Annotated in this window: 15 protein-coding genes; 3 read left to right on the top strand and 12 right to left on the bottom strand. The window is 72.3% G+C overall.

All coding sequences use genetic code 11. From position 1 onward, the window contains the following. The first annotated feature begins 182 nt into the window (after positions 1 to 182). Positions 183 to 989, top strand: a complete 807-nt coding sequence (locus AB0G28_RS26525) for a serine protease (RefSeq protein ID WP_361094317.1) — start codon at positions 183 to 185, stop codon at positions 987 to 989. Between the two features lie 18 nt (positions 990 to 1,007). On the opposite strand, the gene AB0G28_RS26530 is transcribed toward AB0G28_RS26525, so the two are convergent. The 3 genes from AB0G28_RS26530 to AB0G28_RS26540 all read right to left on the bottom strand — a co-directional run bounded on the left by AB0G28_RS26530 (position 1,008) and on the right by AB0G28_RS26540 (position 4,747). Then, positions 1,008 to 1,664, bottom strand: coding sequence for a hypothetical protein (locus AB0G28_RS26530; protein ID WP_361094320.1), 657 nt, complete (start codon positions 1,662 to 1,664; stop codon positions 1,008 to 1,010). 51 nt (positions 1,665 to 1,715) lie between these two features. Next, entirely contained in the window at positions 1,716 to 2,306 is a 591-nt protein-coding gene (locus AB0G28_RS26535; protein ID WP_361094323.1) for a hypothetical protein, read from the bottom strand. 146 nt (positions 2,307 to 2,452) lie between these two features. Continuing rightward, positions 2,453 to 4,747: a sodium-translocating pyrophosphatase gene (locus AB0G28_RS26540; RefSeq protein WP_361094326.1), complete on the bottom strand. Its 2,295-nt coding sequence runs from the start codon at positions 4,745 to 4,747 to the stop codon at positions 2,453 to 2,455. Between the two features lie 348 nt (positions 4,748 to 5,095). Here AB0G28_RS26540 and AB0G28_RS26545 point away from each other — a divergent pair, with 348 nt between their 5' ends. After that, complete coding sequence (locus AB0G28_RS26545; protein WP_361094452.1) at positions 5,096 to 7,597, top strand: DEAD/DEAH box helicase; 2,502 nt, start codon at positions 5,096 to 5,098, stop codon at positions 7,595 to 7,597. Positions 7,598 to 7,693: 96 nt separating this feature from the next. On the opposite strand, the gene AB0G28_RS26550 is transcribed toward AB0G28_RS26545, so the two are convergent. The 9 genes from AB0G28_RS26550 to ssd form a co-directional block, all read right to left on the bottom strand. Continuing rightward, a complete protein-coding gene (locus tag AB0G28_RS26550; RefSeq protein ID WP_361094329.1) occupies positions 7,694 to 8,311 on the bottom strand; it encodes a bifunctional DNA primase/polymerase in 618 nt (205 codons plus the stop codon). Positions 8,312 to 8,832: 521 nt separating this feature from the next. Beyond that, entirely contained in the window at positions 8,833 to 9,156 is a 324-nt protein-coding gene (locus AB0G28_RS26555; protein WP_361094332.1) for an Rv3654c family TadE-like protein, read from the bottom strand. Between the two features lie 64 nt (positions 9,157 to 9,220). Then, entirely contained in the window at positions 9,221 to 9,580 is a 360-nt protein-coding gene (locus AB0G28_RS26560; RefSeq protein WP_361094335.1) for a TadE family type IV pilus minor pilin, read from the bottom strand. Continuing rightward, the gene (locus AB0G28_RS26565) at positions 9,577 to 9,753 is read right to left on the bottom strand and encodes a DUF4244 domain-containing protein (protein ID WP_361094338.1); all 177 of its coding nucleotides are present in this window, start codon (positions 9,751 to 9,753) and stop codon (positions 9,577 to 9,579) included. Before AB0G28_RS26565 ends, AB0G28_RS26560 begins: the two co-directional genes overlap by 4 nt. Before the next feature lie 40 nt (positions 9,754 to 9,793). Continuing rightward, positions 9,794 to 10,513 carry a type II secretion system F family protein gene (locus tag AB0G28_RS26570; RefSeq protein WP_361094341.1) on the bottom strand — a complete coding sequence of 240 codons (720 nt, stop codon included), beginning with the start codon at positions 10,511 to 10,513 and terminating at the stop codon, positions 9,794 to 9,796. A gap of 314 nt (positions 10,514 to 10,827) precedes the next feature. Beyond that, the gene (locus AB0G28_RS26575) at positions 10,828 to 11,586 is read right to left on the bottom strand and encodes a type II secretion system protein (protein ID WP_361094344.1); all 759 of its coding nucleotides are present in this window, start codon (positions 11,584 to 11,586) and stop codon (positions 10,828 to 10,830) included. Between the two features lie 64 nt (positions 11,587 to 11,650). Further along, entirely contained in the window at positions 11,651 to 12,802 is a 1,152-nt protein-coding gene (locus AB0G28_RS26580) for a TadA family conjugal transfer-associated ATPase (RefSeq protein WP_361094347.1), read from the bottom strand. 5 nt (positions 12,803 to 12,807) lie between these two features. Beyond that, positions 12,808 to 13,020, bottom strand: coding sequence for a hypothetical protein (locus tag AB0G28_RS26585; RefSeq protein WP_361094350.1), 213 nt, complete (start codon positions 13,018 to 13,020; stop codon positions 12,808 to 12,810). Then, positions 13,017 to 14,090 carry a septum site-determining protein Ssd gene (gene ssd, locus AB0G28_RS26590; RefSeq protein ID WP_361094353.1) on the bottom strand — a complete coding sequence of 358 codons (1,074 nt, stop codon included), beginning with the start codon at positions 14,088 to 14,090 and terminating at the stop codon, positions 13,017 to 13,019. Before ssd ends, AB0G28_RS26585 begins: the two co-directional genes overlap by 4 nt. 614 nt (positions 14,091 to 14,704) lie before the next feature. On the opposite strand from ssd, the gene AB0G28_RS26595 reads away from it, so the two are divergent. Continuing rightward, positions 14,705 to 15,535, top strand: a complete 831-nt coding sequence (locus AB0G28_RS26595; RefSeq protein WP_361094356.1) for an HAD family hydrolase — start codon at positions 14,705 to 14,707, stop codon at positions 15,533 to 15,535. Positions 15,536 to 15,730: the final 195 nt, after the last annotated feature.

Here is a 15,730-nt window from a genome sequence, read left to right on the forward strand (position 1 = left end):
GTCCTGTGTCCAGCGCATCGCCGCTGACCTCGGCGATGTTTCCCCAACGTACCTGCCACGTGATTTCGGACACGTCCCGCGCAGCCTAGCGGGTGACCGTCCGGATACCCTCCGTTCGACGGTGGTGGGCGCGGGGACGTCACCGCTTCACTGAATTCCCCGCCCAGCCGAAAGGACCCGCCATGACCCGACGCCTGCTCGGCGCCCTGTTCACCGCCGCGACCGCCACAGTATTACTGGGGGCCACTCCGGCGAACGCGGCCGCGGCGAACTTCGCCGGCACCGTGGCCCTGTCCAACTGCTCGGGGTCGGTGGTCAAACCGGCCGCGACGCCCGACACGGCGCCCGCGCTCGTCATGTCCAACGGGCACTGCATGGAGACCGGCTTCCCCGGGCCCGGCGAGGTGATCACCAACCGCTCCTCCAGCCGGACGTTCACCCTGCTCACGGCGAGCGGCAGCAACAAGGCCACGCTCCGCGCGAAGAAGATCGTCTACGGCACGATGACCGACACCGACGTGTCGCTCTACCAGCTCACCACCACCTACGCGCAGATCAAGGCCAGCTACGGGATCTCGCCGCTCGAGCTGTCCAACGCGCACCCGGCGGCCGGCGCGGCGATCGACGTCGTCTCCGGGTACTGGAAGCGCGTCTACTCGTGCGACATCGACGGGTTCGTCTACCGGCTGAAGGAGGGCAGCTGGGCCTGGAAGGACTCCATCCGCTACACGTCGGCCTGCCAGACCATCGGCGGCACGTCCGGCTCGCCGATCATCTCCGGCGGCAAGGTCGTCGGCGTGAACAACACCGGCAACGAGGACGGCGAGCGCTGCACGGAGAACAACCCGTGCGAGGTCGACCAGGCCGGCAACGTCACGGTGCACTACAAGACGAACTACGGCCAGGAAACCTATGGCATCCCGGCCTGCCTCACCGCGGCCAACGAAATCGCCCTCACCCAGGCCGGCTGCACGCTGCCCCGGCCCTGACGCGGTTCCCGCACCCGGTCAGGCCGTGCTCGTCACGGCCTCCGGGTGCGACTCCGGATGCGGCTCCGGCACGGCCCCCGGCCACGCCGCTTCGGCGCCCGGCGGCGGCTCGCCGATCAGTTCCAGCAGCGCCTCCATCCGGCGTTTTCCGGTGACCTTGACGGCGGGGACCTCGGCCTTCGGGCCGGTCAGCTTCGCCGAGACGCCCAGCGGCGTCAGCGCTTCGACCAGCCGCTCGTGCATGCCGGGCGCGAGCGGGTCGACACCCAGCAGGTAGCCCTGCGTGCCGGGACGGCCGCCGGCGAGCGCCCACATCCGCAGCATCGCGCCGCTCAGGCGGAACCCCTCCGGCACCGCCTTGCCCGAGTCGTCCTCCGCCGGGCCCGCGCAGCCCTCACGCAGCCACCGCAGCGCCAGCGGCAGCAGGTCGACCCGGAACGACGTGCGCACCTGCGGACGGCCGCAGTCGGCCTTCGACACCTGTGCGTCCGCGCCGCGGCAGCGGAACTCGCGCACCAGCACGTGCGCCCGCCACGGCTCCTCGACGACCACCGACAGCCGCGCGGCCGTGCGCCCGAAGCCGGTGATCTGGCCGTGGCAGCACAACAGGCCGGCCAGGTCGCCCAGGCCCGGCCCGCTGGCCTCGGCGGAGAAGAGCGAGATCGTCCGATCCACCGCGACATACTAGAACACAAGTTCGATTCGCGGCAGGTCTGGAGGCGATCTTCATCCGGCAGGCTGATCCAGCCGGCGGCAGGCGGGAGCGCGCTGTTCGGCCGCCGCCAAGGCCGGGATGTCCTTGAGACCCTTGAGGTAGTCGAGCGCGTCGATGCGGTCGAGGGCCGCCCTGGCCTGGCCGAGGGCCGCCTTCATCGCCGCCGGGTCGCCGTGGACCCGCTCGATGCGCTCCCGCGCGCTCTCGGCCTGGGCGCGGATCTCGGCGAACTGCCTGATGACGGCCTCGCGGCCGCCATCGGCCGACGGCACCGGCGGCGCACCGAGCGCGTTGAGCCCGGCCAGGCTGCGGTCGAGCCCGTCGACCACCGACGAAAGCAGGTCACTGGACGTCCGGGACGCTCGCTGAGGGGTGCTCGGATCGACGGCGGGCAGCGTCGCCAGCGTGCTGACCAGGTGCGTCATGGCGTCGCAGTAGCCACCGGCCCAGCCGGCCACGGGATCGGGCGGGGGCGCCGGTGTCGTCGCCGGAAGGTCCTGGTCCCGCGGCGGCGCCTGCACCGCGGCGGGCTGCCCGCACCCGGCGAGAGCGATGGCGATCGTCGTGGTGAGAGCGGCGAAAACGGTCGTCCGCTGCCGCACTCGCACACCTCCTGCCCGACGACGCCCCGGCAGGCCCGACGGTACCGACTCGGTGGTGCTTCGCAAGTCGCCGGGCCTTTCTGGGACGGGCAGGCGCCGGGCCCGGCACGCGTCGCCGCGTACCGGGCCCGGGGTCACCTCGGAACTCAGGCCTTGATCTCGGCCGGGGTGTCGGAAATGACGGTCCCCCGCCGCTTCGACACCACGATCGCCGCCACGATCACGGCGACCGCGACCAGCGAGATGATGATGCGGACGGCGGCGTTCTCGTCGGGGCCGATCGAGAACTGCACGACGGCCGGCGCGATCAGCACGGAGACCAGGTTCATGACCTTGATCAGCGGGTTGATCGCCGGGCCGGCGGTGTCCTTGAACGGGTCACCGACGGTGTCACCGATGATGGTGGCCTCGTGCCCGGCCGAGCCCTTGCCACCGTGGTTGCCGTCCTCGACCAGCTTCTTCGCGTTGTCCCACGCGCCACCGGAGTTGGCGAGGAAGATCGCCATCAGGGTGCCGCAGGCGATCGCGCCGGCCAGGTAGCCGGCGAGCGCGCCGGTGCCCAGGCCGAAGCCGACCGCGATCGGGGCGAAGACCGCCAGCAGACCCGGCGTCGTCAGCTCACGCAGCGAGTCGCGCGTGACGATGTCGACGACCTTGCCGTACTCGGGGCGGGTGGTGCCCTCCATGATCCCCGGGATGTCGCGGAACTGGCGGCGCACCTCGAAGACGACCGCGCCGGCGGCACGGGAAACCGCGTTCACCGCGAGGCCGGAGAAGAGGAACACCACGGCCGCGCCGATGATCACGCCGACCAGCGTGTTCGGGCTGACGACCTGGTTGATGAACGACTTCGCCGCGTCGGCGCCGGTGATGATACCGGTGCCCATGCCGGACAGCGCCTTCGTGATCGCGTCCGAGTAGGAGCCGAACAGCGCCGTCGCCGCGAGCACCGCCGTGGCGATCGCGATGCCCTTGGTGATCGCCTTGGTCGTGTTGCCGACCGCGTCGAGCTCGGTGAGGATCTGCGCGGCCTTCTCGTCGACGTCACCGGACATCTCGGCGATGCCCTGCGCGTTGTCCGAAACCGGGCCGAAGGTGTCCATCGCGACGATGACGCCGACGGTGGTCAGCAGGCCGGTGCCGGCCAGCGCCACGGCGAACAGCGCGACGCCGCCGCCGAGGAGGTAGGCGCCGAACACGGCCGCGCCGATGACGAGCGCGGTGTACACAGCGGACTCGAAGCCGACCGAGATACCGGACAGGATGACCGTCGCCGGGCCCGTCTCCGACGTCTTGCCGACGTCCTTGACCGGCTTGTACTCGGTGCCGGTGTAGTAACCGGTCAGCTTCAGGATGATCGCCGCGAGCACGATGCCGATGATCACCGCGACGGTCGCGATGACCGCCGGGTTGCCCGAACCCTCGAAGCCGGCGCCGAACTCGGAGAAGCTGCTCGGCAGGTACACGAACGCCGCGATCGCCGACAGCACCGCGGAGATCACCGCGGAGATGTAGAAGGAGCGGTTGATCGTGACCAGGCCACCCTCGCCCGCGCGCGCCTTGGTGATGTAGACACCGATGACGGCGGTGATCACGCCGATGGCCGGCACGATCAGCGGGAAGATGAGGCCGTGCACGCCGAAGGCGGTGCTGCCCAGGATCAGCGCGGCGACCAGCATGACGGCGTAGGACTCGAAGAGGTCCGCGGCCATGCCGGCGCAGTCGCCGACGTTGTCACCCACGTTGTCCGCGATGGTCGCGGCGTTGCGCGGGTCGTCCTCCGGGATGCCCTGCTCGACCTTGCCGACCAGGTCCGCGCCGACGTCGGCGGCCTTGGTGAAGATACCGCCGCCGACACGCATGAACATCGCGATCAGGGCGGCGCCGAAGCCGAAGCCCTCGAGCACCTTGGGCGCCTGGCCGGTGTAGACCAGCACGACGACCGCGGCACCGAACAGGCCGAGGCCGACGGTGATCATGCCGACCACGCCGCCGGTGCGGAACGCGACGCGCATCGCCTTCTCGCGGCCGCCCTCCTCCCGCGACGCGGCCGCGACGCGCAGGTTCGCCTGCGTCGCCAGCCACATGCCGAGGTAACCGATCGCGAACGAGAAACCCGCGCCGACCAGGAAGAAGATCGAACGGCCGATCTTCTCGTTCCAGTCGTCCGCGGGAAGGATGAAGAGCAGGAGAAACACGATCACGCCGAAGATGGCGAGGGTGTTCCGCTGCCGCTTGAGGTAAGCGGCCGCGCCTTCCTGCACCGCCTTGGCGATGTCCTGCATCTTGGCGGTGCCCTGGCCTGCGGCCAGCACCTCCTTGAGCAGGACGTAGCCGATGACGAGTGCGGCAAGCGCGACCACGGCGACTACACCGACAATCGTGTAGCCACCTCCGGAGAGCGTGATGGACCCGCCCTCCGCGAGGAACTGCCGTGACATTCGTCCTCCAGGAGACGTCGCCGTGCGCCAGCGTCGACGGCAAGCCGGGGTTCGACACGGCCGACGCTGGCATGGACCCTGTACCGAGCGACACGCTAGCCGGGCAGCAATGCACGTCTCACATGACGCTCACCACAGAGGGTGTGGATTGCGGGAGTGTATTGGTATCGCAACCAGCGTCTTCACGCCGTCCCGGTGACGGCACATTCCGTTACCTTGTGAGCCTCCTCACTTGAACGATCACTCGTTCGCCGATCCGTTGCCGCGGTTGGGGATGCGGGAACTGTCGGACCCCTGTGCCAAGCTCGGCTGGTGGACGACTCACGTGGGCGGCGGCTGCTGGGGCGGGTGACCGCCGGCATCCCGTCGCGCGAGAACCCGGTCACGCACGTCGCGGACCTGCCGGGTCGCGCGGCGGGCTACGCAGAGTGGCCGTCGTGGGCGGATCCGGCGGTCATCGCTGCGCTGCGTGACTGCGGCGTCTCGGCGCCTTGGGCGCATCAGGCCGAGGCGGCTTCACACGCGTACGAGGGCCGTCACGTCGTGATCTCGACCGGGACGGCGTCGGGCAAGTCGCTGGCCTACCAGCTGCCGGTGCTGTCCCGGCTGGCCGCGGGCGAGAAGGCGAAAGCTTCAGTTCGGGGGTCCCGGGTGGCGGAGCCCCCGGCCCGGGGCGAAGCCCCGGTTGTCACAGCGCTGTACCTGTCGCCGACGAAGGCGCTGGGTGCGGACCAGCTGCGTTCGGTGTCCTCTTTGGACGTGCCGGGGGTACGGGCGGCGTCGTTCGACGGGGACACGCCGATGGCCGAGCGCGACTGGGTGCGCGCGCACGCGAACTGGGTGTTCACCAATCCGGACATGCTGCACCGCGGGATCCTCTCGGCGCACGGCCGGTGGGCGACGTTCTTCCGGCGGCTCAGCTGCGTGGTCGTCGACGAGTGCCACAGCTATCGAGGCGTCTTCGGCTCGCACGTCGCCCTGCTGCTTCGCCGGCTCCGGCGGGTGGCGGAGCACTACGGCGCTTCGCCGGTCTTCGTGCTTGCTTCGGCGACGACGGCTTCGCCGGCTTCGTTCGCTTCGCGGTTGACGGGCGTGCCTTGTGTCGCCGTGACGGAGGATGCCTCGCCGCGCGGCGCGCGCACGGTCGCGTTGTGGGAGCCGCCGCTGCTGGAGGAGCTGACCGGGGAAAACGGCGCGCCGGTCCGACGTTCGGCCGGGGCGGAGACGTCACGGATCCTCGCCGACCTGGTGCTGGAAGGCGCGCGGTCGCTGGCCTTCATCCGGTCGCGGCGGGGCGCGGAACTGGCCGCGCTGGGGGCGCGTCGCATCCTGTCCGAAGTGGATCCGGCGTTGTCGGAAACCGTTGCGGCGTATCGGTCCGGCTACCTGCCGGAGGAGCGTCGCGCGTTGGAGGCCGCGCTGCTGTCGGGCCGGCTGCTGGGCGTCGCGACGACGAATGCCTTGGAGCTGGGCGTCGACATCGCGGGCCTGGACGCGGTGGTGCTGGCCGGCTACCCGGGCACGCTCGCGTCGTTCTGGCAGCAAGCCGGCCGCGCGGGCCGGTCCGGTGACTCGGCGCTGGTGGTGTTCGTCGCGCGGGACGACCCGCTCGACACCTACCTGGTGCACCACCCGGCGGCGCTGCTCGAGCGGCCGGTGGAGACGGCGGTGCTCGACCCGGCGAACCCGTACGTGCTGGCGCCGCAGCTCGCGTGCGCCGTCGCCGAACTGCCGCTGACCACGCCCGAGCTGGAGATGTTCGGCGGTGCGGCGGCTCAGGAAGTGCTGGCCGAGCTGGCGGAGCAGAAGCTGCTGCGGCGCCGGTCGAGCGGCTGGTACTGGACTTCGCGGGACCGTCCGCACGCCGAAGTCGGCATCCGCGGGACGGGTGGCGAGCAGATCGCGGTGGTCGAGTCGGACTCCGGCCGGATGCTCGGCACGGTCGACCCCGGCTCGGCTTGCTTCGCCGTGCACCCCGGCGCCGTGTACCTGCACCAGGGGTCGTCGTACGTCGTCGACGAGCTGGACCTGGAAACCGGGCTGGCGCTGGTGCACGCCGAGAACCCGGACTGGACGACGACCCCGCGCGAGATCGTCGACATCTCGGTGCTGAGCACCCAGGAAAAGCAGGACTTCGGCGGGGTGAGCGTCTGCCTCGGGGAGGTCGCCGTGACGTCACAGGTGGTCGGTTACCTGCGGCGCCGGCCCTCCGGGGAGGTGCTGGACCACACGCCCCTCGACCTGCCGGAGCAGAGCCTGCGCACGCGGGCGGTCTGGTACACGGTGTCCGGCGAGTTGCTCGGTTCCACGGCTGGTGGTTCGGCGGGTTCCGCTGGTTCCGATGGCGAGGTGGGGACCGGGGGCCATCGGGTGGGGACCGAATCTGCGGGGCCGGTGGGGACCGGGGAGGAAACCCAGGCGAACGGTCGGGGGCCCGTTCACGAGGGTGGCAGGGCACCGGGGGGTGCCGGATTGGTTCCGGCACGGGTCCCCGGTGCCCTGCATGCCGCCGAGCACGCGGCGATCGGCCTGCTACCGCTGTTCGCTACGTGCGACCGGTGGGACATCGGCGGGGTGAGTACCGCGTGGCACGAAGACACCGGGGAGGCGACGGTGTTCGTGCATGACGGGCATCCCGGGGGTGCGGGATTTGCCGAACGCGGTTATGCCGCGATTGTCCCGTGGCTGGCCGCAACGCGGGAGGCGATCGTCTCCTGCGAGTGCCCGACGGGATGCCCGTCCTGCGTTCAGTCGCCGAAGTGCGGGAACGGCAACGAACCGCTGGACAAGGCGGGGGCAGTGGCAGTTCTGGAAACCGTGCTCGGGGCTTTGCGTCAACACGGCAGCTAGAACGGCCACGTGGTGGTTCATGGAGTTGTGTCCTGCTCCGCCTCGGCCGGGCTGGGACCGGCCGGCGGCGGTGGTTGCGGCAGTGGCTCGGGTGGTTCAGGCCGCGCTGGTCTGAACCAGCTGGGCGGCGTGCTCGCCGGCCAGGGCACGCACGAGGACGTCGTGCACCTCGGCGGCGTCCGGCAGCTGCCAGCCGCACACCTCGGGCTTGACGCGCCAGTGCACGACACCGTGCTGGAACGGCGACGGCGGCAGCGGGATGTAGCTGTCCTTGCCGTGCCACTGGATGGCGGCGCGCTCGGCCAGCTCGGCCGGAACGCGGTCGGCGACGGTGGTCAGGAAGAGCCAGCGGCCGTTCGGCAGCGCGATGATGGGCGCCGGGTGGCCGATGGCACGCAGGAGGCGGCAGGCGCGCTTGCCGAGTTCGTCGTCGACCTCGATGGCGTCGAGGACGGTGCCGGTGGCGACGAGGAGGCTGTGGGTGCGGTCGGAGAACCAGGTGGCGACCTCGTGGGCGTGGGTGCCGATCTGCTCGCGCCAGGCGTCACTGGCCGGAACCGGACGGCGCCAGGTGAGGTCGTCGCCGTCGGTGAGCGGAGCGGGGTTGACGCCCGGGAGCACCGGCCAGCCGCGCCAGGCGAGACCGATCGCCTCCGCCCGCAGTTCGATGCGGAAGGCGCCCCGCCAGCTGTCCGGCCAATTCGCGTCCAACATTGTCTTTCCTGCCTTCAAGTTCCGGTTCTCCGCGACCCGCTAGACCCGGTCGTGGTGTCGCACATCTCACTTAACGGCAAGTTGCACATTGCCCGGAACCCCCGCGCGACAACCGGTGGTTACGGGGCGATGAACGCCCAGTGATCCATACGGCCCGACCGAATCCGGCGGCGCGGATCGACGGTGAACGGCGACCACACAAGGACCGTTCGTCGCGCGAAAGCCCAGGACGGACCCGCCGTTTCCCGGTCGCGCGCCGGGCGAAACGCCCTGGTTCGGCCCAGGTGAGCAGCCGATTCGACCGCTCGCCGTGCACTGACGACCGCTGCCCGTGACAATCGGCCGCTCATCGCCCGGCCCGGCGGATCAGCCGGTCATCGCCGCATACCGACCGGTCGGCGTCCGGCGGGCGGTACCCGGCCGACCCCGCGATAGGCGGCCACGGCAGCCGGTCGGAGGCGCTCGCCTGGCTCGCTGTCGCCGGTGCCTGCGCGCACGCGGGTGCCTGCCGCCGCCGAGGGTCACGGTGGCCGGCCGGTGGGGCCGGCGCGGGCTCGCGCCGACAGGGCCCCGAGACCGAGGGCCGGGACCCGGACTTCGACGAAGGCGTCGAGGCGCTGCCATCGGCAGGTGAGGAGCGCGACGCCCATCCGGTCGGCGACCCACCTGGCGCGTTCGCAGGCCTGGACCGGTCCTTCCGCCGCGTGCGAGGCGGCGGCGAGTGCGCCCAGATCGGCCGCGGACTCGGCGCGGTGCCGGGCGACGACCGCGGCACCGAGCCAGAAGCCGAGTACCGCCACTCCGCTCAGCGCGGCCACCGCCATTGCCGTCCAGATGGTGGCCATTCCGCTGTCACGGCTGTCCTGAGGGTGTTGGCCGGCCGACGGCGGCCGGGTGCGCGTCCGCCGGTCAACCTGGCGCATTCGCCGCCTCCGTGCCCGGCTCGGCGACCGCGTAGGCCGTGGCGTCCAGGTGAATCGCCGGCAGCAGGCCGCCCGCTGGGCTGGCCGTGACCTGCACCGAGATCGCGTCGCCCGTCTGCCGGACGGAGAGGCCGGCCCCCGCCGGCGCTATCTGATGGACCGCTGCCGCGGCCTCGTGCGGCTGGCCTCTCGCCAGCAGGCGTGCCGCCTCGCGGGCCGCGTCCGTGCAGCGCAGCTGGCTCGTCAGCACGGTGAGGCCCGCGACCAGCAGCACCGTCACCACCGTCAAGCCGGCCAGACCGAGCGCCGCCTCGACGGTCACCGAGCCTTCGTCGCGGCGGCTCATGACGGCACCGCCAGGGCCTTCATGAGCAGACCGGTCAGCCAGGAAACGACCGAGTCGCCGGTCAGCAGGCCGTACAGAACAGCGGCGAAGGCCGCCACGGCGACGGTGACGATGGCGTACTCGACCGTCGTGGAGCCGTCGTCCGAGCGGGGGCGCCGGTGGAACGCGCGCATGGGATTTCCCTTCGGTTGCTGTGGTCATCAGTTGCTGTGGTCAGAAGAACGGGCCGAGCTTTCCGGCCAGGCCGAGGACGACCGGCAGGACACCCAGGCAGAAGAAGGCGGGCAGGAAACACAGGCCGACGGGCAGGGCGAGCGCCACCCCGGCCCGTTCGGCGCGTTCCTCCGCTTCGGTGGCCAGCTCGTCGCGGACGCGTCCGGCGAGGTCGGCGGCCGCCGTGGCGAAGGCCGCGCCGGACCGGGAGGTCCGGATCGCGGCGGCCGCCAGCTCGCCGAGTCCCGGGACGGCCCGCACGGGCGCCCAGGCCTCGTCGGGCCGGGAGCCGAGGGCGAGCAGCCCGGCGGTCGAACGCAACGCCACACCCGCATCGGCGGGCGCGGTGCCGGCCACGGCATCGAGAGCCGAAGGCACCGGCAGGCCGGCCCGCAGGCAGGCGGCGAGGAGGTCTAGCGTCCCGGCGAGCCGCAGCCTGGCGGCGATGTCCACGGCCGGTGGCCGCGGCCGGCGGGTGCGGCGGATCGCCCACCACCCGGTGGCGGTGACGATCGCGCCCAGCACCACTCCGGTCACGCCGCCGACCAGCACCGCCACCGAACCGCCGCCCAGGGTCGCCGCGAGGTGCGGGACCGCGCGGGGCCACCTGCGCACGGGCTCGGGAGCGCCGGCCAGCCGGCTGAACCGCCGCATCACGGCGACATCGTCCGGCCAGACGAGCAAAGCCCCGGCGACGAGCAGAAGGGTGGCGGGGTTCATCGGACGCTCACCCGCCCGCACCCGGCCATCGTCGCCTGGCGGACGCCGCTCGCGTCGAGCACGTGTGCAGCCGCGATCATCGGGCGCTCACCTCCGCCACCAAGGCACGGCACCCGGCCATCGCCGCCTGGCGGACACCGCTTACGTCGAGCACGTGTGCGGCCACGATCATCGGGCGCTCACCTCCGCCACCAAGACACGGCACCCGGCCATCGCCGCCCGAAGACGGACTCCGCACGCGCCGGACAGAAGCGCTGCCGCGTTCATCGGACCCGCCTGCTCAGCCGGGACACCACACACAGCCGTCGGCGCGGTCATCGGGCACGCACCCGCCCGGTCAGGGCACGGCACCAAGCCGTTCCCGCCCACAGCAGGACGCTTCCGATGACCAGTAGCACCCCGCCTGGTGCGCTGTCCGTCAGCACCTTCAGCGGCGCCGCGCCCATGGCTTGGCCGAGCAGCACGCACAGTGCCGGGAGACCGGTGAGCACCGCCGCGCTCGCTCGGGGGCCCGCCAGTTTCGCGCGCGTTCGGCGGGCGAATGCCAAGGCCGCCTCCGCGTCGCGGCGGGCCGCGTTCAGGATGTCGGCCATCGGCAAGCCGTGGCGTTTGGCCAGTGTCCAGGCCGCGGCCAGTTCCGGCAGCGCCGGTGCGTACAGGTCCGTGTCGAGCCGGGCTGCCGTTGCCAGTGCCCGGAGGTCGCCCGCCAGCTCCGGGACCACGTCCGCCGCCGCTTCCGCGGCCGTCACCGGGTGGGCGCCTGACCTCAGTTCGGCCACCATCGTCCGCAACGCCGCCGCCGTGTGCGCGGCCATCGCCAGGTCTGCTGTGGCGCGGTGGTGGGCTCGCCACTCCTGGCGCCACGCCAGCGTCAGCACGCCTCCGGCGATCACGCCTCCCGCTCCCGCCAGCAGCCCGGCGAGTGCCGCCGGGAGCAGCCAGCGGACCACGCGCCACACCTCGGGGATCCGGACCGTCGTGCGTGGCTCGAGCACCGCTTGGAGCCGGTTCGGCGGCTCCGGCCAGCACGCCAGCGCCGCGCCCACGCACAGCGGGACCCATGCGGTGATCATCGGCGCTTCCTCCGCTCACGCGGGAACACGTTGACCAGCAAGGAAAAGCGCAGCAGCAGGAGGCTCAACACGCGATCGCCCCCGACGTCACGAACAGGTGGCGGTCGACCGTCCAGCGGCCGCCGCGCCACACCGGCACCACCCGGGCCCGGCCGTGTTCGGCGCGGAGCACGCCGACTTCGGCGAGCCGTCGCCGTCCGCCCGGTTCGCGGCGCATGTGCAGCACCACGCGGATCGCGGCGACGAGCTGGCTGTGCACCGCGTCGCGGCTGAGGCCGCCGAGGGCCGCCAGTGCCTCGATGCGGGCCGGCACCTCGGCCGGGGAATTGGCGTGGACCGTGCACGCGCCGCCGTCGTGGCCGGTGTTCAACGCGGTGAGCAGCGCGCCGACCTCCGCGCCGCGGACCTCGCCGACCACCAGCCGGTCGGGTCGCATGCGCAGCGCCTGGCGCACCAGCTCGGGCAGGCCGACCGCGCCCGCACCCTCCACATTGGCCGGACGGGCGACGAGGCCGACGAACTGCGGGTGCGCGGGCTGCAGCTCGCCGGCGTCCTCGACGCAGACGATCCGCTCACCCGGGTCGACCGCGCCGAGCAGCGCGGCCAGGAGCGTGGTCTTGCCCGCGCCCGTGCCTCCGGTGACGAGAAACGCCATCCGCCGCGAAACGACCTGCCGAAGCAGCTTCGCGCCGGCCGCGTCGAACGCGCCGAGTTCGCCGAGCGTCGCGAGGTCGTGCGTCGCCGGGCGCAGGACGCGTAGGGACAAGCAGGTGCCGCCGGCCGCGATCGGCGGCAGGACGGCGTGCATGCGGATCCGGCCGTGCGGGCCCGCAGCGGGCAGCCAGCCGTCGACGTACGGCTGGGCGTCGTCGAGACGGCGGCCCGCCGCGAGGGCGAGGCGCTGGGCCAAGCGACGGACGGACTCTTCGTCGGTGAACCGGACATCGGTTCGGGTGAGGCCCGCGGGACCGTCCGTCCAGACCTCGTCCGGGCCGGTGACGAGCACATCGGTGGTCGCCGGATCGTCGAGGAGGGGGGCCAGCGGGCCGGCGCCGAGGAATTCGTCGCGGGCTTGGCGGGCCGCGTCGAGGACCGCGTCATGGCCGAGGGCACCGCCCGCTTCGGCGCGGACGGCGGTCGCGACGGCGACCGGGTCGGCCCGACGGCGGTCGCCCGCAAGGCGATGGCGCACGCGGTCCACGAAGTCGGTGGTCATGGGGTTCACCCACCTTGCCCGTTGTGCGACCGGTGGCCGGCCGTGACGCGGGTGCTCCGCGACGCACCCGAGCGCGGCCGCGGCACCGGGGCCGTCAGCAACGCCAGGAAGTTCTCCGCGCTCACCGGGCCGCGGCTCGCCAGGATCAAGACCGTCGGCAGCAGGAGCTCACCCACCCTGATCGGGCCGCCCGGCGGGCGGAGATCGGCCGCGGTCATCGGGACGCCGCCCGGGCTTCGCGGCGGGCCACCGCAAGGACTTGCGCCGCCGCCGAGGCCAGCGGACCGGCCGGCTTGGCCGGGAACTCGCCGCGTTCCACGTCGGCTGCCAGGCCGCGCTCCGGGAGCATCGAGGCCAGCAGGGGCGGCCCGAGGAGGCCGGCCGTCCGGATGGCCGAGGCGCCGTTCTTGGGCCGTCCACAAGAGACAACTCCGGTGCGGGCCGTCAGCGTGGCGAGCCCGCGCAAGACCTGCTTCGCCGCCATGCACGCACGCAGCTCCACCGGCACGATCAGCACCACCAGGTCGGCCACCGCAACCGCTTCCGCCGCCGCGCCGCCGAGTGTCCGCGGGAGGTCGCACACGACCGTGCGGCCGGAGCGGCGCCCCGCGGAGAGGACCGCCGACAGCGACTCGACCGCCGGACCTTCGCCCTCGCGACCGCACGCCAGCACCGGCAGGCTGCCGCCGCGATGTCTTCGTTGCGGCAGCGCCGCGGCCAGCGACGACATCGTCACCCGGCCGGTCAGCTGCAGGTCCGGCCAGCGCGGGCCGGCCGTCTTTTCCAAGCCCAGCAACAAATCCAGGCCACCGCCGAGCGGATCGCAGTCCACCAGCAGGGCACCGCCCGGATCGCGATCGGCGACCAGCGCGAGCGTCGCGGCGAAGACCGACGCGCCCGCGCCGCCCCGGCCGCCGACCACACCGAGCACCAGCCCGGCCTGCTCGGCCGGCGTCTCGACGACGTCGGCGAACGCGCCGGCGAGCTCGGTCTCGTCGTCGGGCAACGAGATCACGCGCTCGACGCCACCGCGGAACGCGTGCTCCCACGTCCGCGGTTCCGGGCTGCCCTTGCAGACCAGGAGGATCCCGCCTCGCCGGGGCAGGGTGGGTGGCAGCCGCGCGGCTGCTTCGTCGAGGACCACCAGTGGCGCGCGGGCCCAGTGCCCGCGCGCCGCGGTCAGGTCCGGTGCGCGGTCGAGCTCGCAGCCCGCGACCGCGGCCACGCGCAGTATCTCGTCGAGCACGGTTTCGTCCGCGGCGACCACCAGCGGTCGTTCCCCCGTCATGCGTTCCTCCCCCGTCGTCGGTGCGGGCCGTGGGTGGCCCGGCTTCCACCGTCGCGGGCGGGGGCGTGGCGGCACAACGGGCCGGGCGGCCGGCTGTGGACAACCGGGGTGTTGTGGACAACTGCCGCCCGGGAGTCGGCTCGCGGGCCGGATCCTGTCGGTGGGCTGTGGCAGGATCGCGCGCGCCCGCGACGCACCTGCGGCGGAAATGGACGTGAAAACCCGATTCCGACGATGTCGAAACCCGAAACCGGTGCGCCGGGGAAAGGGGTAAAGGTAAACGGGAGGCAAGACGGCGGAGGGTGCCCGCGGAAACGGGACGGCGAAAAGCCGTGAAAGCAAGACGAAGGTAAGAGGGCGGCCCCCGCCAGGGGGGAGGGACGGGGGCCGCCGTGGGTTCAGCCCCGGGGGGTCGGACTGAACCGGCCCGGTTGGACACCGGACTCGCTTACTGTAACTCCGCCCGGCACAGGTTCGCGCGCCGGACGAGGCACACAGTTCGGTAACGGCACAGCGCGCCCGAAGTGCCTGCCTGTCATGGATTTTCCGCCCGCCGCGACGCGCGCGTGGTGGATCAACGGGACGCGCCTCGATCAAGCTTCTATCCTGGGCAGGTGGCCGAACCGAGCAGCGCGCCGTCGCGCATCCGGAAGCCGGGCCCGGAGCACGCGGTGGCCGCGTTCTTCGACCTGGACAAGACGATCATCGCTTCGTCGAGCGCTCTGGCGTTCAGCCGGCCATTGCTCAAAGAGGGATTGATCAACCGTCGCGCCGCGTTGCGCAGCGCCTACGCGCAGCTGGTGTTCTCGCTTGCCGGCGCCGACGAAAACAAGACCGAACGGCTGCGCGCCGAGGTTTCCGCGCTCTGTGCGGGCTGGGACGTCGCCCAGGTTTCGGCGATCGTCCGCGAAACCCTGCACGACGTCGTCGACCCCCTCGTGTACGCGGAGGCGGCGGAGCTGATCGCGCGCCACCACGCGGACGGGCACGACGTGATCGTGCTGTCGGCGACCGGCGAAGAGGTCGTCGCGCCGGTGGCGGAGATGCTCGGCGCGACCCGGAGCGTGGCCACGCGGATGCAGATCGTCGACGGCCGCTACTCCGGCGAAGTCGACTTCTACTGCTACGGCGCCAACAAGGCCGTCGCCGCGAAGCAGCTCGCCGCGACCTACGGCTACGACCTCGCCGAGTGTTTCGCGTACACCGACTCCAGCACCGACATCCCGCTGCTCGAAGTCGTCGGGCACCCGCACGCGGTCAACCCGGACAAGCTCCTGCGGCGCGAGGCCCTCGAACGCGGCTGGCCGATCCTGGCCTTCGACCGGCCCATGTCGCTGCGCACCCGGATCCCGACGCGGTCGGCGGGGATGGTGGCGCTCGGTGTCGGCGCGGTGGCCGCCGGAGCGACCTGGTACGGGCTCAGCCGTCGCCGTCGGTCCCGATAGCCGGACACCGGCCACCCACACGGCCGTACGGCCTCCACTTTGCTTGGCCCAGCCCCGAATTGTCCGTCGCGCAGGGTGCCCGTGTCACCCGATCCAGCCTCTGTACCGGTGCACCCGTCCGCGCACTTGAAGTGACCGGGCTCACGGCGTAGAAAGTAGGTGCGGACGTTCGGTCGGCCAGGGAACAGGTAGAAG

The organism is Amycolatopsis sp. NPDC021455 (genome assembly GCF_040640995.1).
Classification (GTDB): domain Bacteria; phylum Actinomycetota; class Actinomycetes; order Mycobacteriales; family Pseudonocardiaceae; genus Amycolatopsis.